The 23,011-nt window shown below is 67.8% G+C and carries 20 protein-coding genes; 9 read left to right on the top strand and 11 right to left on the bottom strand.

Annotated features, from left to right (window positions below):
* Positions 1-144: 144 nt before the first annotated feature.
* From BLT03_RS01710 to BLT03_RS01755, 10 genes are all read right to left on the bottom strand, one after another.
* Positions 145-1,044, bottom strand: a complete 900-nt coding sequence (locus BLT03_RS01710) for an SDR family oxidoreductase (RefSeq protein ID WP_092739667.1) — start codon at positions 1,042-1,044, stop codon at positions 145-147.
* Positions 1,041-1,979 carry a glutathione S-transferase family protein gene (locus BLT03_RS01715; RefSeq protein ID WP_092739669.1) on the bottom strand — a complete coding sequence of 313 codons (939 nt, stop codon included), beginning with the start codon at positions 1,977-1,979 and terminating at the stop codon, positions 1,041-1,043. The genes BLT03_RS01710 and BLT03_RS01715 overlap by 4 nt, the downstream gene beginning before the upstream one ends.
* 88 nt (positions 1,980-2,067) lie before the next feature.
* On the bottom strand, positions 2,068-2,520 hold the full coding sequence (locus BLT03_RS01720) for a GNAT family N-acetyltransferase (protein ID WP_092739671.1): 453 nt from the start codon (positions 2,518-2,520) through the stop codon (positions 2,068-2,070).
* A gap of 2 nt (positions 2,521-2,522) precedes the next feature.
* On the bottom strand, positions 2,523-3,539 hold the full coding sequence (locus BLT03_RS01725; protein ID WP_092739673.1) for an NADP-dependent oxidoreductase: 1,017 nt from the start codon (positions 3,537-3,539) through the stop codon (positions 2,523-2,525).
* A 150-nt stretch (positions 3,540-3,689) separates the two neighbouring features.
* The gene (locus BLT03_RS01730) at positions 3,690-4,133 is read right to left on the bottom strand and encodes a PaaI family thioesterase (protein ID WP_092740063.1); all 444 of its coding nucleotides are present in this window, start codon (positions 4,131-4,133) and stop codon (positions 3,690-3,692) included.
* A 157-nt stretch (positions 4,134-4,290) separates the two neighbouring features.
* Positions 4,291-5,082, bottom strand: coding sequence for an SDR family oxidoreductase (locus BLT03_RS01735; protein WP_092739675.1), 792 nt, complete (start codon positions 5,080-5,082; stop codon positions 4,291-4,293).
* Between the two features lie 148 nt (positions 5,083-5,230).
* The gene (locus tag BLT03_RS01740; RefSeq protein WP_092740065.1) at positions 5,231-7,099 is read right to left on the bottom strand and encodes an acyl-CoA dehydrogenase; all 1,869 of its coding nucleotides are present in this window, start codon (positions 7,097-7,099) and stop codon (positions 5,231-5,233) included.
* A gap of 107 nt (positions 7,100-7,206) precedes the next feature.
* Positions 7,207-7,650 (bottom strand): PaaI family thioesterase, encoded by a 444-nt coding sequence (locus BLT03_RS01745; protein ID WP_092740067.1) that lies wholly within the window; start codon positions 7,648-7,650, stop codon positions 7,207-7,209.
* A 60-nt stretch (positions 7,651-7,710) separates the two neighbouring features.
* Positions 7,711-8,886: an acetyl-CoA C-acyltransferase gene (locus BLT03_RS01750; protein WP_092739677.1), complete on the bottom strand. Its 1,176-nt coding sequence runs from the start codon at positions 8,884-8,886 to the stop codon at positions 7,711-7,713.
* Positions 8,887-8,935: 49 nt separating this feature from the next.
* The gene (locus BLT03_RS01755; protein WP_092739679.1) at positions 8,936-11,035 is read right to left on the bottom strand and encodes a 3-hydroxyacyl-CoA dehydrogenase NAD-binding domain-containing protein; all 2,100 of its coding nucleotides are present in this window, start codon (positions 11,033-11,035) and stop codon (positions 8,936-8,938) included.
* A 277-nt stretch (positions 11,036-11,312) separates the two neighbouring features.
* Here BLT03_RS01755 and BLT03_RS01760 point away from each other — a divergent pair, with 277 nt between their 5' ends.
* The 6 genes from BLT03_RS01760 to BLT03_RS01785 all read left to right on the top strand — a co-directional run bounded on the left by BLT03_RS01760 (position 11,313) and on the right by BLT03_RS01785 (position 19,222).
* The gene (locus BLT03_RS01760; RefSeq protein ID WP_092739681.1) at positions 11,313-12,251 is read left to right on the top strand and encodes an ABC transporter permease subunit; all 939 of its coding nucleotides are present in this window, start codon (positions 11,313-11,315) and stop codon (positions 12,249-12,251) included.
* Positions 12,248-13,009 (top strand): ABC transporter ATP-binding protein, encoded by a 762-nt coding sequence (locus tag BLT03_RS01765; RefSeq protein WP_092739683.1) that lies wholly within the window; start codon positions 12,248-12,250, stop codon positions 13,007-13,009. Before BLT03_RS01760 ends, BLT03_RS01765 begins: the two co-directional genes overlap by 4 nt.
* Before the next feature lie 96 nt (positions 13,010-13,105).
* A complete protein-coding gene (locus BLT03_RS01770) occupies positions 13,106-14,134 on the top strand; it encodes an NrtA/SsuA/CpmA family ABC transporter substrate-binding protein (protein ID WP_092739685.1) in 1,029 nt (342 codons plus the stop codon).
* A complete protein-coding gene (locus BLT03_RS01775; RefSeq protein ID WP_245711190.1) occupies positions 14,131-16,470 on the top strand; it encodes a molybdopterin-dependent oxidoreductase in 2,340 nt (779 codons plus the stop codon). Before BLT03_RS01770 ends, BLT03_RS01775 begins: the two co-directional genes overlap by 4 nt.
* Positions 16,471-16,668: 198 nt before the next feature.
* The gene (locus BLT03_RS01780; RefSeq protein ID WP_245711191.1) at positions 16,669-17,439 is read left to right on the top strand and encodes a nitroreductase; all 771 of its coding nucleotides are present in this window, start codon (positions 16,669-16,671) and stop codon (positions 17,437-17,439) included.
* A 37-nt stretch (positions 17,440-17,476) separates the two neighbouring features.
* Entirely contained in the window at positions 17,477-19,222 is a 1,746-nt protein-coding gene (locus BLT03_RS01785; protein ID WP_092739687.1) for an AMP-binding protein, read from the top strand.
* 97 nt (positions 19,223-19,319) lie between these two features.
* Here BLT03_RS01785 and BLT03_RS01790 read toward each other — a convergent pair whose 3' ends face one another.
* Positions 19,320-20,006, bottom strand: coding sequence for a Crp/Fnr family transcriptional regulator (locus tag BLT03_RS01790; protein ID WP_092739689.1), 687 nt, complete (start codon positions 20,004-20,006; stop codon positions 19,320-19,322).
* 288 nt (positions 20,007-20,294) lie between these two features.
* Between BLT03_RS01790 and BLT03_RS01795 the strand changes: the two genes are divergently transcribed.
* The 3 genes from BLT03_RS01795 (at position 20,295) to BLT03_RS01805 (ending at position 22,679) form a co-directional block, all read left to right on the top strand.
* The gene (locus BLT03_RS01795; protein ID WP_245711192.1) at positions 20,295-20,750 is read left to right on the top strand and encodes a hypothetical protein; all 456 of its coding nucleotides are present in this window, start codon (positions 20,295-20,297) and stop codon (positions 20,748-20,750) included.
* A gap of 32 nt (positions 20,751-20,782) precedes the next feature.
* A complete protein-coding gene (locus BLT03_RS01800; protein WP_092740076.1) occupies positions 20,783-20,992 on the top strand; it encodes a hypothetical protein in 210 nt (69 codons plus the stop codon).
* A 439-nt stretch (positions 20,993-21,431) separates the two neighbouring features.
* A complete protein-coding gene (locus BLT03_RS01805; RefSeq protein WP_092739691.1) occupies positions 21,432-22,679 on the top strand; it encodes a restriction endonuclease in 1,248 nt (415 codons plus the stop codon).
* Positions 22,680-23,011 lie beyond the last annotated feature (332 nt).

The raw sequence follows: 23,011 nt of genomic DNA on the forward strand, positions 1-23,011 counted from the left end.
GCGAAGGTGTTTGCTATTTAATTAATAGCAATACTCCCTAGGGGAATATGCGCTGGCGGCCTTTTTTACCAAAACCGCCAGCAGCGTCTTCCGCCACGGCCCGGAACCTCGTGCAGGCCGGGCTGGATCGCCCAGCCCTGCCCTTCAACTCCGCAGTTGCTCGCGCAGCCGCTGGCCGATGTCCGGCCGTGCCAGGAACGGGTCGGGCGGGTTCTCCCCGCGCACGATGTGCTCCATGCGGCTTTGCACGTTGCCCAGCGCCTGCGGGTGGCTGAAGATGTAAAAGCGCCCCTCCGCCACGGCATCGAACACCCGCTGCGCCACTTCGGCCGCCGTCACCTTGCCGCTGCCGACGGCCTTGTCGGTCATGGCCTGGCCGATCATCTGGCTCTTGGTCGGCTGCGCGGCGTGCGCGTCGGGCCGGTTGCGTTCGCTGCGGCCGATGCCGGTGGGCACGAAGTACGGGCACAGCACGCTCGCGCCGATCTGGTCGGTGACCAGCGACAGGTCCTGGTACAGCGTTTCGGACAGGCTCACCACCGCGTGCTTGCTCACGTTGTAGATGCCCATGTTGGGCGCCGTGAGCAGGCCGGCCATGCTGGCCGTGTTGACGATGTGGCCGCGCCACTGCGGGTCCTTCGCGGCGGCGGCCAGCATCATGGGGGTGAACAGGCGCACGCCGTGCACCACGCCCATCAGGTTCACGCCCATCACCCAGTTCCAGTCCTGCACGGTGCTTTCCCAAAGCAGCCCTCCCGCGCCCACGCCCGCGTTGTTGAACACCAGGTGCGGCGCGCCGAAGCGCTGCTGCACGTCGGCGGCCAGCTGCTCCATCTGCGCGGCGTCGGCCACGTCCACGCGCCGCGCCAGCACGGCGGCGCCGGTGGACTCGATCTCGGCCGCGGCGGCATCCAGCGCGTCCTGCTGCACGTCCACCAGGACGAGATTCATGCCCAGCCGCGCCCCGATGCGCGCGCATTCGAGGCCGAAGCCCGATCCCGCGCCGGTCAGTACCGCCGTCTTGCCCTGGAACGATTCGATCATGCTGTCTCCGTTTTCTTGAGTACGTAGCCGATGCGTGGGAAATGCACATGCAGCGCCCCCGCCCGCGCATCGGTGCGGGCCAGCGTGTAGCGCGTGCGCGTGGCCGCGATGAGCGTGCCTTCGGTCGGCTCGGTGCCGAAGGTCTCCGCGGCGATGGTGACGGGGCTGCCCAGGGGAATGCCGTGCTCGTCCTGGAACGGCTCGGCCGGCAGCGGCAGGGGCTCGGCCGCCGCGGCCACGGCGATCGCCTCGGCGGCGCTGAACTTCTCCATGCGGCCATGGCCCAGCGCGGCGATGCGGTCCATCCACTCGGGCACGGCGGGCGTGGCGGCGAAGATCTCCGCCATCACCGGCACGCAGGTGCGCGTGAACCACAGCGGGTGGTAGGCGGCGAAGTCGGCCACGCAGGGCTCAGCGCCGAAGAGGAACTCGTGCTCTTCGGCCATGTGCGCAATGCGGCGCAGGTACGAGCGATAGGCCGCCGTGGCGTCGTGCGGGCGCAGGCGGTTCATGCCCACGCTCATGGCCTTGCGGTCTTCGCCGAAGACCTGTGCGGCTGCCGGCGGCAGGCTGGCGAACAACACGGCCGCGCCGCGCGGCTGCAGGTTGTAGGCCATGGCGGCCCAGAACAGCGTGGTGTCGGCCCACTGCGCGAACACGCGCGAGACGCCCTTCAAGTGCGGCGGGTACAGCACCGGCTCGGGCTGGGCGTGCTCCAGCACGTCGCAGATCAGCGCCGTGTCGCAATAGATGTCGGCCCCCACCTGCAGGAACGGCGTGCGCCGGTAGCCGCCGGTGAGCGCCAGCACGTCGGGCTTGGGTGCCACGCTGGGCACGATGACCGACTTCCAGGCCAGCTGCTTGAAGCCCATCACCGCGCGGATCTTTTCGGAGAACGGCGACGAGGGATAGTGGTGAAGGATCAGGTCGGACATGGGGCGATCTCCTGGCCGAGTGCTACGGCGGCTGTTCGTTGCTGCTGGTGCTGCTGGTGACGGCTGTGGTTGGCGGACCGCGCGGCCGTCAGGCCGGGCTCCACAGCATTTCGACGTGGGGAATGTTGTCTTCCATGTATTCCGCCGAGACGGTGACGAAGCCCATCTCGCCGTAGAAACGCTGCAGGTGCGCCTGCGCGCTGATGCGCACCGCGCGGTCCGGCCAGGTGGCCTGCGCGCGGGCCATGCCCTCGCGCACCAGTGCCCAGCCCACGCCCGTGCCGCGCGCCTCGGGCGCGACGACCACGCGGCCGATGGACGGCTCCACGTAATTCACGCCGGGATCGGTCAGCCGCAGGTAGGCCTGCAGGTCGCCCGCGCCGCCCCGGCCCAGCAGGTGCCAGGCCGTCTTGTCGGCGTCGTCGGGGTCTTGGTAGGGGCCCTGCTCCAGGATGAACACGCGGCAGCGCAGTGCCAGCGCATCGTGCAGCGCGTGCACGCCCATGTCGTCGAAGCGGGCCCAGGTCCAGTGCAGCGCCATCGTCAGACGAGCTTGACGAGCTGCTTGCCGAAGTTCTTGCCCTTGAGCAGGCCGAGGAAGGCTTCGGGCGCCGCGGCCAGGCCCTCGGCGACGGTCTCGCGCGGGCGCAGCTTGCCGGAGCCGACCAGCGTGCCCAGCTCCTTCAGCGCCTCGGGCCAGATCTCCATGTGCTCGCTCACGATGAAGCCTTCGATCTTCATGCGGTTCACCAGGATCAGCGCGGGGTTCTGCAGCGGCAGCGGCTGGCCGTCATAGCCGGCGATCATTCCGCACACGGCCACGCGGGCGAAGGCGTTGGCGCGCAGCAGCACGGCGTCGAGGATGTAGCCGCCCACGTTCTCGAAGTGGCCGTCGATGCCGTCCGGGCAGGCTTCCTTGAGCGCCTTGGACATGGACTTGAGGTCGCCGTGCTCGCGGTGGTCGATGCAGACGTCGAAGCCCAGCTCTTCGGTCGCGTACTTGCACTTTTCGGGGCCGCCGGCAATGCCGACCACGCGGCAGCCGCGGGCCTTGGCCAGCGCGGCGAAGGCGCTGCCCACGGCGCCGGTCGCGGCGCTCACCACCACCGTTTCACCGGCCTTGGGCGCGATGATCTTGACCAGCCCGTACCAGGCGGTGACGCCTGGCATGCCCACGGCGCCCAGGTAGTGCGAGAGCGGCACGTGCGTGGTGTCCACCTTGCGCAGCATGCCGGGCGCGTTGCCGTCCACCACGCTGTAGTGCTGCCAGCCGCCCATGCCGACGACCTTGTCGCCCACCGCGAACTTGGGGTGGCGGCTCTCGACCACCTCGCCCACCGTGCCGCCGATCATCACCTCGCCCAGCGGCTGGCTGGCCGCGTAGCTCTTGCTGTCGTTCATGCGGCCGCGCATGTAGGGGTCCAGGCTCAGGTAGTGGTGGCGCACCAGCACTTCGCCGTCTTTCAGGGCCGGCGTGTCGGTGGTCACCAGCTTGAAGTTGCTGGTGGCGGCTTCGCCCTGAGGGCGGTTGTCGAGCAGGATCTGTGGATTGGCGGGCATGTCGGACTCCTTGGATTTACTACGTTTTTCATAGCAGCCTGCCGTCGCATTGATTGCGCTGGCGGGCGATTTGGCTTCAAGCCTTCACGGGCATGAAGCCGGCGGGATCGGCTGCGGGCCGACGCGTTTCAGTCGGTGGTCAGCCGGCGGTCAATCGGTGGACAGGGCCCCTTCCACGGCACCGCTGCCTTCGGCCGCTCCGGCCGGGGCCGGCTTGCGGCGCACGTACTTGAAGGTGCCGGTGGCGTGGCAGCAGACGCGGCCTTCCGAATCGGTCACCGTGCCTTCGGTGAAGGCCATGGAAATGGTGCGGTGGATGAGCCGGCCGCGCGCCACCAGCGGGCCACGGGCGGGCTGCATGAAGCTCGTCTTCATCTCGATGGTGACGACGCCGAAGTCCGGCGTCTCGCTGCGCGCCGCCGTGGCCATGGCCACGTCCAGCAGCGTCATGGAAGCGCCGCCGTGGGTCACGGCGAACGAGTTCATGTGCTCCGGCCGCGCTTCGTAGCGCAGCTCCGACTCGCCGCCTTCCATGCGGTGCAACGTAAAGCCCAGCTCATGGACAAAAGGGATCTCGACACCAAAACTCAGCACAGGCAACTCCGATTCACCAAAGAAAGAAAGAAAGACGAAAAGCATAGCCCCGTCACGGAACGCCTGATGTTTCGCCGCCGGGCCGCCTGAAGGCGAAACGCGGCCCCCTCGGGGGGCAGGAAGCGACACGCAGTGCGTGACCGTGGGGGCGAGACCGTCAGCCGCCGGTGACGATGCTCACGCCGCCGTCGACCGCCAGCCACTGGCCGGTGATGTGCTTGCCGGCATCGCTGGCATACAGCGCGCACAGGCCCTTCAGGTCTTCGTCGTCGCCCAGCCGGCCGAGCGGCGCGTGGTTGGCGAGGTTCTCTTCGCCCATGGCCTTCAGCGTGCCCACCGTCATGCGGCTGGGGAAGAAGCCCGGGCAGATCGCGTTCACGCGGATGTGGTACTTGCCCCATTCGGCCGCCAGCGCACGGGTGAAGTTGATCACGGCGCCCTTGGAGGTGTTGTAAGCGATGGTGTTCATGCCGCTGGGGTTGCCGCCCAGCCCGGCGATGGACGCCACGTTGATGATGCTGCCGCTGCGCCGCCCGATCATGCTGCGCTTGGCGATGTGCTGGCTCAGGATGAAGTAGCCGCGCACGTTCAGGTTCATCACCTTGTCCCAGGCCTCCACGGGGTGGTCCTCGGCCGGGGCGCCCCAGGCGGCGCCGGCGTTGTTGACGAGGATGTCCACCTCGCCCACGCGCTGCAGCGTCTCGTCGGCTAGGCGGCGGATATCGGTCTCCTGCGCGCAGTCGGCCGCGATCCAGCGGGTGTCGATGCCGGCCTGCTGCAAGGTGGCCGTGGCCTCTTCCAGATCGGACGCCTTGCGCGAACTGAGCACGATGCGCGCGCCGGCCTCGCCCAGCGCCTGCGCCAATTGCAGCCCCAGCCCGCGCGAGCCGCCGGTGACCAGCGCGGTCTTGCCCGAGAGGTCGAACAGTTGTTGGATGGTGCGGGTCATGGTTGGGTCTCCTCGTTGGTGTGAATGGGTCGGCCGGCGTCGTCTGCGCGGCGCCGGAGCATTGTGCTGCGCGCGCGGCCCCTGCGCTGTCCCGCGGGCGATGCCGGGGCGCCGTGCGCTGGCCACGCCAAGGGACGCACGGGCCGGGTCAGAACGCGTCTTCCGGCAGGCTGGCGCAGGTGTCGTCGCGCGTGCGCACCACGTTCAGCCACGCGCCGATCTTGGGCAGTTCGTAATGGAAGAAGTAGCGCGCAGCGCCCATGCGGCCCACGCTGGCGGGCGCGGCCAGCGCGGCGTCGGTGCGCAGCGTGGCCAGGGCGACGTCCAGCCACACCCAGGCCAGCACCGTGTGGCCGAAGGCCTGCATGTACGGCACCGCGTTCGCCAGCGCCTCGGTCGGCTCGCCCGTGGCCCAGGCGGCCTTGGTGGCCGCGCCGACCTGCTGCAGCGCCTGCGCGAGCGCGTTGGCGTGCCCCGCCAGCGCGGGCTGCTGGATGGCGCGTTCCACCGTGGCGTTGATGCGCGCGGCCAGCAGCTGCAGGCCCCGGCCGTTTTCCATCAGCACCTTGCGGCCCAGGAGGTCCAGCGCCTGGATGCCGTGCGTGCCCTCGTGGATCATGTTCAGCCGGTTGTCGCGCCAGTACTGCTCCACCGGAAAGTCGCGCGTGTAGCCATAGCCGCCGTGCACCTGGATGGCGAGCGAGTTGGCCTCCAGGCACCATTCGCTGGGCCAGCTCTTGGCGATGGGGGTCAGCACCTCCAGCAGCAGCCGCGCCTCATCGGCGTCGGGCGAGGTGCCGGTGTGCTGCTCGTCCACCAGGCGGGCGCAGTACAGGTTGAGCGCCAGCGCGCCCTCGCCGTAGCTCTTTTGCGCCAGCAGCATGCGCTTGATGTCGGCATGCTCGATCAGGCGCACCTGGGGCGCGCTCGCGTCCTTGCCGGCCTTGCCCAGCGGCCGGCCCTGCGGCCGGTTCTTCGCGTAGTCCAGGCTGGCGTGGTAGCCCGCCAGTCCCAGCATGGTCGCGGCCATGCCGATGGCGATGCGCGCCTCGTTCATCATGTGGAACATGCATTTCAGGCCCTCGCCCGGCTGCCCCACCAGGTAGCCGATGGCGCCCGCGCGGCCTTCGACCGGGTAGCGCCCCTCGCCGAAGTTGAGCAGCGTGTTCGTGGTGCCGCGCCAGCCCAGCTTGTGGTTCAGCCCCGCCAGCGCCACGTCGTTGCGCACGCCGGTGAGCTGGCCTTCGGCATCGACGAGCCGCTTGGGCACGATGAACAGCGAGATGCCCCGCGTGCCCGGCACCAGCTTGCCGTCCGGCCCGGGAATCTTGGCCAGCACCAGGTGCACGATGTTCTCGGTCAGCTCGTGGTCGCCGGACGATATCCACATCTTGTTGCCCGTGAGGCGGTAGCGCGGGCCCAGCGGGTCCTGCTGCCAGGCGGTGCCGTGGCCACCCTCGCCCTCGCCCGCACTCGCTGCCCCATCCGGCACGGCGCGCGTGGCCACGTCGGAGAGCGACGATCCCGCCTGCGGCTCCGACAGGCACATGGTTCCGGCCCAGCGGCCGTTGAATTCGTTGTGGGCGAACACCTGCCGCTGCGCCGGCGTGCCGTGCACCATCAGCAGGTTGGCGTTGCCCGACGTGAGCAGGCTGGAGCCGATGCTGGCCGACGCCGCCGCGAAGAAGCTGTTGGCCGCCGCCTCCACCGTGTAGGGCAGCTGCATGCCGCCCAGCTCGTAGTCCTGCGCGGCGCTCAAAAGGCCCGATTCGGCATAGGCGCGGCGCGCCTCGTGCGTGGCCTGCGGCAGGATGACCTTTTCGCCGTCGAAGCGCGGCTCTTCGGTATCGACCAGGCGGTTGAACGGCGCGTACTTCTCGCGCGCGATGCGCTCGCAGGTGTCGAGCACCGCGTCGAAGGTTTCGCGCGAATGGTCGGCGAAACGCGTGCGCGACTGCAGCGCGGGGGCGTCCAGCCAGTCGTAGAGCAGGAAATCAACCGTGGTGCGCAGGCTCATGATGGGCATCGAATAAGGCTCTACCGCAATGAATACGGCGGCACATTGCTACAAAAATAATAGCGAACGCAATGAAAAGGCGTTCAACCGTTCAATCGTTCAATCGTTCACGCCACACGGTCCGAGGTGTTCGAAGCGGGCGGCGAAGGCCGCGCCGCGCCCGCGGGCAGCGCCACGATGGTGCCCTGCGCAATCGCACAGAGCTTCTCCACCCCGCCCTGCACCGCGAACACGTCGCAGCGGCACACCGCCTGCGACGCGCCCGCGTGCACCGCGTGGGCACGCGCCACCAGGCGCTCGCCCACGGCCGGCCGCACGTAGTTGATCTTGAATTCCGAGGTGACCACCGGCACCCGCAGCGCCGACCCACCCGCATAGGTGAGCGCGTTGTCGGCCATGTAGCTCACCACCCCGCCGTGCACGAAGCCGTGCTGCTGGCGGATCTGCTCGGTGATGGCCAGGTGCAGCTCGCATTCGCCAGGGGCGAACGCGTGCAGCTCGGTGCCCAGCAGCACGCTGAAGGGCTGCGCCGCCAGCACTTCGCGCCCCATGGCGAGAAACACCTCGGGCGACACGGTGACGGGCGGCGCGGCCACAGGCGTGCCCCGGCGTTACAGCACTTCGAAGATGCCGGCCGCGCCCATGCCGCCGCCGATGCACATCGTCACCGCGACGCGCTTGGCGCCCCGGCGCTTGCCTTCGATGAGCGCGTGGCCCGTGAGGCGCTGGCCGCTCACGCCGTAGGGGTGGCCCAGGGCGATGGCGCCGCCGTTCACGTTCAGCCGGTCGGCCGGAATGCCCAGCTTGTCGCGGCAGTACAGCACCTGCACGGCGAAGGCTTCGTTCAGCTCCCACAGGTCGATGTCCTGCACCGTGAGGCCCAGCTTCTTCAGCACCTTGGGCACGGCGAACACGGGGCCGATGCCCATCTCGTCGGGCTCGCAGCCCGCCACGGCGAAGCCCAGGAACCGGCCCAGGGGCTTCAGGCCCTTGCGGCTTGCGTAGTCCTCGCTCACCAGCACGCAGGCGCCGGCACCGTCGGAGAACTGGCTGGCATTGCCGGCCGAGATCACGCCGCCCGGCATGGCGGGGCGAATGCCGCTGATGCCTTCCTTGGTCGTGCCCTCGCGCGTGCCTTCGTCCTTGCTGACGGTGACCTGCTGGGTGATGAGGCCGCGCACCTTGTCGGCCACGCCGGCCGTCACGGTGATGGGGGCGATCTCGTCGTCGAACTTGCCTTCGGCCTGCGCGGCGCAGGCCTTTTGCTGGCTGGCGGCGCCGTATTCGTCCATGGCGTCGCGGCCGATGCCGTAGCGCTTGGCAACCTGCTCGGCGGTCTCCAGCATGCTCCAGTAGATCTCGGGCTTGGCCTTGGCCAGCGCCAGGTCGCGCAGCATGTGCAGATTCATCTCTTGCTGCACGCACGAGATGCTCTCCACGCCGCCGGCCACGAAGACGTCGGCCTCGCCCGCGATGATGCGCTGCGCGGCCATCGCGATGGTCTGCAGGCCCGACGAGCAAAAGCGGTTCACCGTCACGCCCGACACGCTCACGGGCAGGCCGGCGCGCAGGGCGATCTGGCGGGCGATGTTGGCGCCGGTGGCGCCCTCGGGGTTGGCGCAGCCCATGAGGACGTCTTCGACTTCGGCGCCGTCGATGCCGGCGCGCGCGATGGCGTGCTGCACGGCATGGCCGCCCAGCGTGGCGCCGTGGGTCATGTTGAACGAGCCCTTCCAGCTCTTGGCGAGCGGCGTGCGGGCGGTGGAAACGATCACTGCGGAGGTCATGTGCAATTCCTTGGGATTCGGGGGGACACGTGCGGTGCGCTCGGTCGGGTCAGGAGAAGGTCTTGCCTTCTGCGGCAAGCCGGGCCAGCAGGGGCGCGGGCTCCCAGAACTTCGCATCGTCCAGCGGGTTCTGCGCGAAGCGCTTCATGGACTGCACCACATTGAACAGGCCGATCTCGTTGGCGTAGTGCATGGGGCCGCCGCGGTGGATCGGAAAGCCGTAGCCGGTGAGGTACACCATGTCGATGTCGCCCGACTTGCCGGCGATGCCGTCTTCCAGAATGTGCGCGCCTTCGTTCACCAGCGAGAACACCAGGCGCTGCACGATCTCTTCGTCGGAGATCTTGCGCGGCGTGATGCCCAGGCTCTTGCGGTGCTCTTCGATCATGTGGTTGACCACGTCGCTCGGGATCGCATCGCGCTTGCCGGGCTGGTAGTCGTACCAGCCCGCGCCGGTCTTCTGGCCGTAGCGGCCCATCTCGCACAGCAGGTCGGCCGTCTTGCTGTACTTCATGTCCGGCTTTTCTTGATAGCGGCGCTTGCGGATCGCCCAGCCGATGTCATTGCCGGCCAGGTCGCCCATGCGGAACGGGCCCATGGCGAAGCCGAACTTCTCCACCGCCTTGTCCACCTGCTGCGGCGTGGCGCCCTCTTCGATCAGAAAGCCTGCCTGGCGGCTGTACTGCTCGATCATGCGGTTGCCGATGAAGCCGTCGCACACGCCCGAGACCACGGCGGTCTTCTTGATCTTCTTGGCGATCGCCATCACGGTGGCCAGCACGTCCTTGCCCGTGGCCTTGCCGCGCACCACTTCCAGCAGCTTCATCACGTTGGCGGGGCTGAAGAAGTGCATGCCCACCACGTCCTGCGGACGCTGCGTGAAGCCGGCGATCTTGTCCACGTCGAGCGTGGAGGTGTTGGACGCGAGGATCGCGCCGGGCTTGGCCACCGCGTCGATCTGCTTGAACACGGCTTCCTTCACGCCCAGTTCTTCGAACACGGCTTCGATGATGAGGTCGGCATCTTTCAGGTCGGCGTAGTCGAGCGTGGTGGCCAGCAGGCCCATGCGCTGCTGGTACTTGTCGTCCTTGAGCTTGCCCTTCTTGACCTGCGACTCGTAGTTCTTCTTGATCGTGGCGATGCCGCGGTCCAGCGCCTCCTGCTTGGTCTCCAGGATGGTGACGGGAATGCCCGCGTTCAGGAAGTTCATGGCGATGCCGCCGCCCATGGTGCCGGCGCCGATCACGCCCACCTTGCGGATGTCGCGCTTGGGCGTGTCGGAGGGCACGTCGGCGATCTTGCTCGCGGCGCGCTCGGCCATGAACAGGTGGCGCAGCGCGCGGGACTCGGGCGTCCACATCAGGTTCATGAACAGCTCGCGCTCATAGGCGATGCCGTCGGCGAACTTGCGCTTGGTGGCGGCCTCGACGGCGTCCACGCACTTGGCGGGCGCCGGGAAGTTCTTGGCCATTCCCTTGACCATGTTGCGCGCGAACTGGAAGTACGCATCGCCCTCGGGGTGCTTGCACGGCAGGTTGCGCACCAGCGGCAGCGGGCGCACGTCGGCCACGCTCTTGGCGAAGGCCAGCGCTTCGGCGGCCAGCGCCTCGGGCGACTCCACCAGCTTGTCGAACAGCTTCTGGCCGGGGATGGAGCCGATCAGCTCGCTCTTGACCGTCTCGCCGCTCACGATCATGTTGAGCGCGGCCTCCACGCCCACCACGCGCGGCAGGCGCTGCGTGCCGCCGGCGCCGGGCAGCAGGCCCAGCTTGACCTCGGGCAGCGCCACGCTGCAGCCGGGCGCGGCGATGCGGTAGTGGCAGCCCAGGGCCAGCTCCAGCCCCCCGCCCATGCACACGGTGTGGATCGCCGCCACCACGGGCTTGGCCGAGTTCTCCACGGCCAGGATCACGGATTGCAGATTGGGCTCTTGCAGCGCCTTGTCGGTGCCGAACTCCTTGATGTCGGCGCCACCGGAAAACGCCCCGCCGGCGCCGGTGATGACGATGGCCCGGACGGCCGCGTCGGCATTCGCCCGCTCCAGCCCATCGGCCACGCCCTTGCGGGTGGCATGGCCCAGGCCATTGACAGGGGGGTTGGCGAGCGTGATCACGGCCACATCGCCGTGGACTTGGTACTCAGCGGTCATGCGCTTGTTCCTCGGGTTTGAAAAGACAACGCTGCGGGCCTGACGGCTCTTTAGCGAACGATCGTGCTTTTCCATTCTAGGGGCCTTGCGTGCAGGGCTGGTATCCACCGGTGTCCCAGAGCGGACAGCCCGTGCCGGCAGCGCCCGGCCTCCCGCCTTGCCAGCCGCCCGGGCCGCTAGCGCGCAAACGTCATATGCACGTCGGTTTTCCTTCGTTTCAACGGGGCGGGGGCGCCGGTAGCCTCCATCGCTTTCCCGCACGCACAGGACACATCCCATGAGCGAATGGACACAGCACCTTCCCACCGCGGCGCGCATCGCCACGCACGCCGCGCAGTCAGCAGCCCCGCTACCTGCGGCAGGACCCCGGAGCACGGCACCGGCCGCCGAACGCGCTGCGGCGTCGAAGGCGGACACCGCGCGCCGGCCCGCCCGCCCCTTGAGCCCCCGCAGCCTGGCGCTGATCTCGTGGCTCGCGCCCCTGGCGCTGGTGGTGGTGTGGGAACTGTTCGCCCGGGCCGGCGCCCTGTCGCCCCAGGTGCTGCCCGCGCCCAGCCGCGTGGCGCAGACCGCGTGGCAACTGGTGCTGCAGGGCCAGCTCATCAGCGACCTGGGCGTGAGCCTGCTGCGCGCGGCCACGGGCTTTGCAATCGGCGGCACCATCGGCTTCACGCTGGGCACGCTGGTGGGCTTTTCGCGGCTGGCCGAGGCGCTGCTGGACCGCAGCGTGCAGATGGTGCGCGCCGTGCCGTTTCTGGCCATGCTGCCGCTGGTGATCGTGTGGTTCGGCGTGGACGAGGCGGGCAAGATCTTTCTGGTGTCGCTGGGCGTGATGTTCCCCATCTACATCAACACCGTGCTGGGCATCAGGCAGGTGGACCCGAAGCTGGTGGAGGTAGGTCGGGTCAATGGCCTCTCGACCACGGCGCTGATCCGCCGCATCGTGCTGCCGGGCGCGCTGCCCTCCATCCTGGCCGGCGTGCGCTACGCGCTGGCCGTGGCCTGGCTGGCGCTGGTGATCGCCGAAACCATTGCGACCGAAGCCGGCATCGGCTTTCTGGCCATGGACGCCCGCGAGTTCCTGCGCACCGACGTGATCGTGCTGACCATCGTGGTCTACGCCGCCATCGGCGTCGCGTCGGACGCGGTGGCCCGTGCGCTGGAACGGCGCCTGCTGTCGTGGCACCCCAACTACGCCGCGCGGGGTGGCCGATGAACGCGCCGCGCCTCGACACGGCACTGCCACCCGCCACGGCACCCGCCGCAGCCGCAGCCACCACCGCCGTGGCCGTGCACGGCCTGCGCCGCCGCTATGGCGAGCGCACGGTGATCGACGGGCTCGACCTCACCATCGTGCGCGGCGAGTTCGTTGCGCTGCTGGGCGAAAGCGGCTGCGGCAAGACCACGCTGCTGCGCGCGCTGGCGGGGCTGGACACCATCGACGGCGGCCGCATCGACGGGCCGCCGCAGCCGGCCGTGGTGTTCCAGGAGCACCGCCTGCTGCCCTGGGAGCCGCTGTGGCGCAACGTGGCGCTGGGCCTGGAGGGCGACACCGCGCAAAGCCTGGCGCAGCAGGCCCTGGCCGAAGTGGGCCTGGGCGACCGGCTGCACGACTGGCCGCGCAACCTGTCGGGCGGCCAGGCCCAGCGCGTGGCCCTGGCCCGCGCCCTGGTGCGCGAGCCGCGCCTGCTGCTGCTGGACGAGCCCTTCGCCGCGCTCGACGCGCTCACCCGCATCCGCATGCATGCGCTGGTCAAAGCCCTGGTGCGCCGCCACCAGCCCGGCGTGCTGCTGGTGACGCACGACGTGGACGAGGCCATCGCCCTGGCCGACCGCGTGCTCGTCATGCGCGAAGGAGCCATCGCCGGCGAATACGCCGTGCCGCCCGAGGCGCAGACGCTGCGCACCCACCCGGCGGCCGTGGCGCTGCGCGAAACGCTGCTGGCCGAACTGGGCGTGGCGGTGGAAGCGTGACGCCTTGCCGCTGGGCTGGATGAACGCCTTCGCCCCGTCTCTCTCCTTTTTGCTTTCGGTTTTTTACTTCTGCTGTCTTTCCCCCAACCCCGCACCATGACCTCTGACTTTTCCACCGACGCCGCAGTCCCCTCCGATGCCCAGCCATCTCGCCGCAGCTTTCTGCAAGCCAGCCTGCTGGCCGGCGGCATGGCCGCCCTGGGCGCCCACCCGGCCTTTGCCGCCAACCCGGCCGCGCGCAACACCGACACCGTGCGCCTGGCCTGGGGCCGCGGCGGCCTGCCGGGCCTGGCCAAGACGCGGGGCGATTTCGAAAAGCGCCTGGCCAAGGACGGCATCAAGGTGCAGTGGGTGGGGCCGTTTCCGAACCACGCACCCTCGCTGCAGGCGGTGACGGGCGGCAGCAGCGACTTCGGCTTCGGCGGCAGCACCACGCCGGCGCTGGCGGCCATGATCGCGGGCTCGCCGCTGGTCTTCACGCAGTTCGCCATCGTGGAGCCGCGCAGCACGGCCATCATCGCCAAGGACGGCTCGGGCATCGACAAGGTGCAGGACCTGGTGGGCAAGTCAGTGGCGGTGAACCGCTCCGGCCTGGGCGAATTCCTGCTCGTGGCCGCGCTGGAAAAGCACGGCATCGACCGCAGCAAGGTCAAGTTTGTGTATCTGAACCCGCCCGACGCCGGCCCCGCATTCGCGCAGGGCAAGATCGATGCGTGGTCGATGTGGAGCCCGGGCGTGGACATCGCCCGCAGCGAGTACAAGGCGCACGACGTGTTCTTCGAGGGGCGCGACCTGGACTTTCTGATCGACTTCAACTCCTACGTCACCCACCGCAAGTTCGCCGAAGAAAACACCGCCATCGTGCACGCCGTGAACACGGCCTACGCCGCCGAAGCGCAGTGGGCCACGCAGAACGCGGCCGAGGCCGAAGCGCTCTACCAGCAAGACGCCAACTACAGCGACGCCGTGCGCGCATCGCTGCTCAAGCTGCAGCGCCGCTGGGAGCTGCACGGCGTGAACGACGCGGCCTTCATCCAGAAATTCCAGAACGCGGCCGACTGGCTGTCGCAGCGCAAGATCCTGCCGCAGAAGGTGCAGGTCAAGGACTACCTGGCCAAGCTGTGACCGCCGCCACCTCACTGACCGGCCCTGCCTTCACCGCCACGCACTGGGGCGTTTACCGCCCCATCGTCGAAGGCGGCCGGCTCACCGGCATGGCGCCCGCGCCGTGGGACGCGTCGCCCTCGTCCATCGGCCAGTCCCTGCCCGGCGCCATAGACTCGCCCACACGCGTGCGCCGGCCCGCCTTGCGCCGCAGCTTTCTCGACCCGGCCACGCGCCACACCAGCGGCCACCTGCGCGGGCGCGAGCCGTTCGTCGAACTGCCCTGGGACGAGGCGCTCGACCTGGTGGCGGGCGAACTGCGGCGTGTGCGCGCCGCCCACGGCAACGAAGCGATCTTCGGCGGCAGCTACGGCTGGTCGAGCGCAGGGCGCTTTCACCATGCGCAGAGCCAGCTGCACCGCTTTCTGAACGGCTTCGGCGGGTACATCGCCAGCAAGGACAGCTACAGCCTGGGCGCCGGTCGCGTGCTGCTGCCGCACATCGTCGATGGCATGGACGCGCTGCTGCAGCACCACACGCCGTGGAGCGTGCTGGCCGAGCACTGCGAACTGTTCGTGGCCTTCGGCGGCCTGCCCGTGCGCAACACGCAGGTCAGCCCCGGCGGCGCCAGCGACCACGGCACCGCGCCCGCCCTGGCGCGCATGGCCGCTGGCGGGCGCACCGCCTTCGTCAACATCAGCCCCGCGCGCGACGACATGGCCGCCGTGCCTGCGGCCGAGTGGCTGCCGATCCAGCCCGGCACCGACACCGCGCTGATGATGGGCCTGGCCCATGTGCTCATCACCGAAGGCCTGCACGACGAGGCCTTCTGCGCCCGCTGCACCGTGGGGTTCGAGCACGTGCGCGATGCCCTGCTGGGCCACGGCCCCGACGCCACCGCCAAGACGCCCGCCTGGGCCGCCGCGCAGACCGGCATCGCCGCCGCCGACATCGTGGCGCTCGCGCGGCGCATGGCCCGCCAGCGCACGCTCATCAACTGCACCTATTCGCTGCAGCGCGCGCGGCATGGCGAACAGCCCTTCTGGATGGCCGTCACCCTGGCCGCACTGCTGGGCCAGATCGGCCTGCCCGGCGGCGGCTTCGGCCTGGGGTACGGCTGCATGAACTACATCGGCAGCGGGCACGGCAGCTTCTCGGGCGCGCGGCTGCCGCAAGGGCACAACCCGGTGGGCGCCTTCATTCCCGTGGCGCGCATCGCCGACATGCTGCTGCAGCCCGGCGAACCCTTCGACTACAACGGCGCGCGCCACCACTACCCGCACGCCCGGCTGCTGTACTGGGCCGGCGGCAACGTGTTTCACCACCACCAGGACCTGAACCGCACCATCGAAGCCTGGCAGCGGCCCGAGACCATCGTCACGCACGAACAGGTGTGGACGGCGCAGGCCAAATACTCCGACATCGTGCTGCCCGCCACCACGTCGCTCGAGCGCGACGACATCGGCAGCGCCAGCAACGAACCCCGAATGATCGCCATGCACGCCGCCATCGCCCCCGTGGGCGAGGCCCGCGACGACTACGCCATCTTCAGCGCGCTGGCGGCGCGGCTCGGCTTTGGAGCCGCCTACACCGAAGGGCGCGACACCGCGCAGTGGCTTCGCCATCTGTACGAAGGCGCCCGCCCCCGCGCCGAGGCCGCGGGCATCGCCCTGCCCGGCTTCGACGCGTTCTGGGAAGCGGGCCACCTCGAACTGCCCCGCCCTGCCACGCCCGTGGTGCTGCTGGAACGCTTTCGGCAAGACCCCGCCGCCCACCCGCTGCCCACGCCGTCGGGCCGCATCGAACTGTTCTCGGAAACCATCGCCGGATTCGGCTATGCGGACTGCCCCGGCCAGGCCACGTGGTTCGCGCCCGAGGCCTCGGCCTGGCCCATCCACCTGCTGTCGCACCAGCCCGCCGCGCGGCTGCACAGCCAATACGACCACGGCCGCGTGAGCCGCGCCACCAAGGTGCAGGGCCGCGAACCCATCACGTTGAACCGCGCCGACGCGCTGCGCCGCGGCATTGCCGACGGCGACGTGGTGCGCGTGTTCAATGCCCACGGCGCGTTCCTGGCCGGCGCCGTGCTCAGCGACGGCCTGCGGCCCGGCGTGGCGCAGATCGCGACCGGCGCGTGGTACGACCCGCTGGACCCGCACGCGCCCGGCAGCCTGGACAAGCACGGCAACCCGAACCTGGTCACGCCGGACATCGGCAGCTCCCGCCTGTCGCAAGGCTGCGCGGCGCAGAGCGCGCGGGTGGAGGTGGCGCTGTGGCAGGGGCCGTTGCCCCCGGTGACGGCCTTCGAGCCGCCGGAGCGTGTGGGGGTGGAGGTGGCAGCGATCGGGCCGCCGTGATGGGAGGGGCGCGGGCGCAGAACGACACTTCAAGCCAAATCGGCCTCCAGCGCAATAAACACTAGGGAGGTTAGCTATCAATTAAATAGCATCGCCGAACCGCGGTATCGATTGAGGTACGCGCGGGGTATGCGCAGGCCGGCCGCAAATGTCTTTGCATCGACAGTCAGGAACGGCGCCGCTGCCTAGCATGCCGGCATGACGCATTCCACCGCACACCCGCCACTCACAGAACACCCGGAACACGCCGACCGGCGCGGAGCCGCCCCATCCCTCGCCGCACCGGACCTGCAGCAGGCCGTGGACTGGGCCATCGTCTCTCGGCGCAGTATTCGCGCCTTTCTGCCCACGCCGGTGCCGCGCGAAACGGTGCATGCCATCCTCGATGTGGCGCGCCACGCCGCCTCCGGCATGAACACCCAGCCCTGGCGCGTGCACGTGCTGACCGGCGCCGCCAAGGCACGGCTGAGCGACGCCATCGCGGCCGTGGACGATGACGGCGAGGCCTCGGCGGCGCTCACCGAGCCCTATCACTACTACCCGCTGGAATGGGTGTCGCCCTTCGTGGACCGGCGCCGCAAGGTCGGCTGGGACCTGTATGGCCTGCTCGGCATCACCAAAGGCGACAAGGCGCGCATGCACGCGCAGCACGGCCGCAACTACCGCTTTTTCGACGCGCCGGCGGGGCTGATCTTCACCGTCAACCGCGTGATGCAGGCCGGCAGCCTGATGGATTACGGCATGTTCCTGCAGAGCGTGATGGTGGCCGCCCGGGCGCGCGGGCTCGACACCTGTCCGCAGGTGGCGTTCACCAAATTCCACCCCGTCATCCACGCCGAATTGGGCATACCCGACACCGAGATGGTCGTGTGCGGCATGAGCCTGGGCCACGCCGACCCGGACCGCATCGAGAACACGCTGGTGACCGAGCGCGAAGGCGTCGAGTCCTTCACCACTTTCCACGCCTGAAGAAAAAAACGCCCGGACAAACCAGGAGACAAAGCGCATGACCGCCACCGCAGCCACTGCATCCACCGCATCCACCACAGCCACCGCCGCAACCCATGCGGGCACATCCCGCAGCCCTTACCAGCACGGCCTGGGCCGCACGCCGGCCAACCACGTGCCGCTCACCCCGCTGGGTTTTCTGGACCGCAGCGCGCTGGCGCACCCCGACGGCATCGCGGTGGTGCATGCCGGCATCACGCAGACTAGTGTGCAGACCTGGGCGCAGACGCGCGAGCGGGCCTACCGGCTCGCCAGCGCTCTGGCGCAGCGCGGCGTGCAGCGGGGCGACACGGTGGCGATCCTCGCGCCCAACACGCCCGCCATGCTGGAGGCGCATCTGGGCATTCCCCTGTGCGGCGCGGTCATCAACGCCATCAACTGCCGGCTCGATGCGCAAGGCATCGCCTTCATCCTGCAGCACGGCGAGGCGCGCGTGCTGCTGGTGGACAGCGAGTTCGCCGCCCTGGCCGCACAGGCGGTGGCGGACCTGGCTCACCCGCCGCTGGTGGTGGCCATCCACGACGCCGGCGTGCCGCCGCAACCCACCTTCGGCACGACGGACTACGAAACCCTGCTGGCCGAGGGCGATCCGGCGTTCGAAGGCCTGTGGCCCCAAGACGAATGGGACCCCATCGCGCTCAACTACACCTCGGGCACCACGGGCGACCCCAAGGGCGTGGTGCCCAGCCACCGCGGCACCTACCTCATGAGCCTGCTGCAGTTGACCGACTGGGCCGTGCCGCGCAGGCCCGTGTACCTGTGGACGCTGCCCATGTTCCACGCCAACGGCTGGTGCTTCACCTGGGCCGTGACGGCGGCGGCCGGCACGCATGTGTGCCTTCGCAAGGTCACGGCCAAGGCGATCTTCGAGGCCATTGCCGAACACGGCGTGGACCATTTCTGCGCCGCGCCCACGGTGCTGGCCATGCTGGCGAATGCGCCCGCGCACGAATGCATGGCGCTGCCGCGCAAGGTGCGCGTGCTCACCGCCGGCTCGCCGCCGCCCGCGGCCATCCTGCAGGCCATCGCCGCCATGGGCTTCGACGTGGACCATGTGTACGGCATCACCGAAGTCTCGGGCACGCCCGTGAGCTGCGTGCGCCAGCCCGGCTGGGCCGACTTGCCCGAGGCCGCGCGCGCCCAGCTGCAGGCGCGCCAGGGCGTGCGCGCCGCCGCGTTGGAAGACTTGCGCGTGGTCCACCCCGACACGCTGCAGCCCGTGCCGGCCGACGGCGTGACCGCCGGCGAAATCATGCTGCGCGGCAACACCGTGATGAAGGGCTACCTCAAGAACCCCGCAGCCACCGCCAAGGCGTTTGCCGGCGGCTGGTTTCACACCGGCGACATCGCCGTTCAGCACCCCGACGGCTATGTGCAGATCACCGACCGGTCCAAGGACGTGATCATCTCGGGCGGCGAGAACATCTCGTCGGTGGAGGTGGAAGACGTGCTGCACCGCCATCCCGCCGTGCTGCTGGCCGCCGTGGTGGCCCAGCCCGACGAGAAATGGGGCGAAGTGCCCTGCGCCTTCGTGGAACTCAAACCCGAGGCTGCGGGCACCGTCAGCGCCGACGAGCTGATCGCCTTCTGCCGCAGCCACCTCGCCCGCTTCAAGTGCCCGCGCCAAGTCGTATTCGACGCCCTGCCCCGCACCGCCACGGGCAAGATCCAGAAATTTCGCCTGCGCGAAATCGCCGGCAGCCGCGAGGCCATCACGCAACTGGCGCAACTGCCGGCCGGCTGAAACGAGGACCACGGGCTCAAAAGCTCAAGGGCCCAAACACGCAAAGGCCCGATGGCCCGGGCCTGAAGACACCGGCAGGCCCTGATGCGCCCCCGCGCTAACCCTCTCGCGCCACGGCCTGCAGCACCTGCAGGTCGGTCACCTCGATCGACCCATAACCCAGGCGAATCGCCCCCCGGTCCTGCAGCTCCTGCAGGGCCCGATTCGCCACCTGGCGAGAGACGCCCGACAGCCGCCCCAGCTCTTCCTGCGACAGCGTGACACGCCGGGCCGTGTTGGGAAACAGCGCATCGTTGAACAGCCCCGACAGGCTGTAGGCCACCTGCGCCGTCGTGTCGCCCAGCCGGTCCGTCTGCACCTGCGCCACGTAATGGGCCAGGCGCGCATTGAGTTGCCCGATCAGCCACAGCGCAAACGGATGGCTCTCATGCAGCAGCCGCAGGAACTCGCTGCGCGGCAGCAGCGCCACCATGCTGTCGGTCAGCGCCGTCACCGCATAGGGCCGGGGCTCGTCCTTCAGCACCGAGCCCTCGCCGAACCACGCGCCGGAGGGCACGCCCGCGAACGTGCTGATGCGCCCCTCGCCGGTGATGTTGTCGAGCTTGAGCATGCCCTGCATCACCCCCGCCCAGTGCGCGGTGGGCAGGCCGCGGGAGAACACCGTGCTGCCAGCGGGGAAACTGCGCACGGTGATCGCAGCGCGGATGCGGGTGGACTGTTCTTCGGTGAGCGCAGCGGTCCAGGCGGATTGCGAAAGGAAGGTGTCCAGGGAGGGTGAATCCATTGTTGGCGGGGCGAAAGAGGTTCGCTTGGATTCTGGGGTAAGTGGCGGTGAGAGCCTATTGGGGGAGATGCTTGTATGCCCGATGTGCAGCCAGCGGGAACCACGGCAGTTTTCGACCCAACGCGGTCTGCCGCCGTGCAATAGGGGCCTGCCGCTTGCGGTCGTTCAGTTAAAGTCCCCGCCCTCAGGGCGTTTTTTGCCCGTATGTAGCACTTCGCCTCTGAAGGGGCACGGCCTCCCGGTGGCGTGGGTTGAAAACACGAACTGCGACTTTGGGTGGGATGGCGAATGATGCCGCTGTGCAAACCGCCGCTTGAAGCGCTAGAAAAAAATATGCTGTTAACCGATATAGCCGTCGAGCACACTCTGGTGTCCAAAAATGGGGTACGTCAGACTTTCTTGCTGCATCCGTTCACCGATACACAGCGAGATTCGCTGGGTAAATTCGAGGTCGTTCGTGACGTCAGTCGGCCAGGATTCAAAGACGTAAAACGTTCAACCTTCGTGACGTTTCAACAACTAGCGGAGTTGTATGCGAAAGGTGTCCTCGAAGAATTCGGGTTTTCCGTTCGCATGTGTCCCGGTCAGGGCACCTACCCCGCCAAGAATCCAGCAAAAAAGATACTGCCGACCAGCATCAAGCCAGGCTCACCATTCGACCTCGCGGTTCAAAAGGTGGATGTTTCAAAACCTGCTACCCGCGAATTGAGAACCGCCTTGCTTCGCACCGACGTCAAAATTTAAAGATCACAACGGTGATTGATATGGGAGTCCCTGTGAATCCATCCGTTGCCCATGCTGAACTCATCGCCACTTTCAAGCGGGCCGAGGCAGATGCCGCTCACAAGTTCGGATTGATCAAAGCTGCTGCGGCTAAGGGCCCCAAGGCCATCCAAGCCGCCTCCGACGCAGCTGCTAAGGCAGCAAGACGCAGGGACTCGTATGCGAAAAAGTTGGGCAATCTTGGGGTGAGCCTTAAGGATTGAGGGTGGCCAAGGCTACGGCGTGATGTGTGGAGAGATGGATGGGCCGCTTCAGGCTGGTTGCGGTCAGTCGGCGCAGCCCACCGAACGTCTGCTGTGCGCCGCAATCGAGCCACCTGTCGGCGCATCATTTTGCTCATCATCGCAGCAAGGCGGACGGATCTGCGCCGCTCAATCGACGCTCGCTCAGATTTTCGTCTGCGCCGAGATCTGCCGGGCGCCCACCGCTTCACGGCGCCCAAATGGCTTGACATCGCCGTTCGGATGCACCGCGTCGAAGAGTTGATTTTGTCGAGCGCTCCAGCGGTCTACAACGCGCTCCGTCCCTAGGACTCGCGCGCGTTGCCGGATCCGGACTTCGAACTCCCGACGCTTTCCACCCGACCGTCTGGCGCCGAGGGCGCTTCATAATGAACTTTCGCCGAAAATATCGAGGATTTCCATGGCATCCAAGGGCGCGCCGCGCAGTTCAAGCAAGAAATCGGGGAAATCTGGCGCCGCCCGGATAGCCCCGCAAAAGGTCGACTCGTCGGCGTCCGACATCAGTGGCGTGAGCGCCTCTGGGTTCATGCACAAATACTACGATTGGGCGGCGTTCGAGAATTTCGTGAAAGGACTATACGAAGGCGACGGCGAAACCAGCGTCGAACGGGATGTCACGGAGACGGACAGATATGGTGCAACGCGCCAGATCGACGTGAAAATCACAAGGAAGACTCGCTTCCACAAGTTCGTCACGATCATCGAATGCAAACGTTGGAAAAGTCCGGTCAGCCGCAGCCGCATCGATATTCTCGCCTCGACGATCGAGGCGCTGGGGGCTTCGAACGGTGCGATGTTCACGACGCGAGGCTTTGAAGCCGGAGCCGTCGCATATGCGAAGGCGAAGGGGATCGAACTGTTTTTGGTCCGTGATTTGACTCCCGAGGAATGGGGCCTGCCAGGACGGCATGTTTCCTTGACCTTGCATGTCAACGCGGGCGAGTTTAAGGACATGCGACTTGAGGCATCAGCGATCATGTTGGTCGATGGGCCGCCGCCTACGGATGCCTTGCTGGCGATAGACATGAGCGTCAAGGGCCCCGGGCATCCAGATTTCGATCTGTTCTCCGTGAAGACGGGGGAGCGTGGCCCGAACTTGGTAGACATACTCGGCGATGCTCACGGGATGCTGATGAACATGGTCGGAAAATCATTTGGAGTTTTCGACGGTGGCGTCAAAAGCACCGTGGAGTTGATCACTCCGTGTGAGATCGATTTCACTGGCACCGAATTTCATCAGCTAAGGCTGGCCAAGATTGCCGCGCGAGTCCAAAAGATCGGTATGAGATTCCGCGCGCACGTGGACCAAACACCAATGCACTTCGACCGCGGTGCGAATCTAGACTTCGCCGTCATGGTGGAGAGCTTCGTCTCCGAGCAGCGATTGGTCGCACATCGACGGCCGGGCGACAGCGAGATTTCTTTTCGCGATGGGGCCATCAAGCAGCCGACGGCTGCCGAGGCTGCGGACGTTTTTCAAAACAACTCCTTGCTCACAGTGGCATGCGCGCGCTGGGTAGGAGTGGGCGAGGCCGTTGCTCAAAAGTCATTGACTGCGGATCGAATGATTCGCGTCAAAGTAGACGTCGCCAACGGCAAGCCCTCTTTGTCGCTTGTCGCTGCGCGTTATGAAAACGGGGCGCCGTAGAGGGCGTAAGCACAGTCGGAGGAATCTTGCCGACCTGCCGCGGCTTTCGATCACCCGCCTCGTTGGCGAACCCTAGAATGGCCTGCTATCTCGTTGCCGCGCCCATCGCTACGCGTGGTTACACTGAACCCGAAACGAATAGCTCGAAACACATGAGTTTCTTGAACAGAACGAACTCTTTCGTGTTTCGTCCGCTCTAGATGAGGAGGAATGGTGGCGATAAATATCGTAGACGTCGAAGATGTGTTGAGGAGGCAGCAGCCCCGTCCGCTGACGCTTATGAGCTTGCAAGCCCTCAATCCAGCACGAGAGCCCTACAGGGCAATCTTGCT

It is taken from the genome of Paracidovorax valerianellae (assembly GCF_900102625.1).
Classification (GTDB): domain Bacteria; phylum Pseudomonadota; class Gammaproteobacteria; order Burkholderiales; family Burkholderiaceae_C; genus Paracidovorax; species Paracidovorax valerianellae.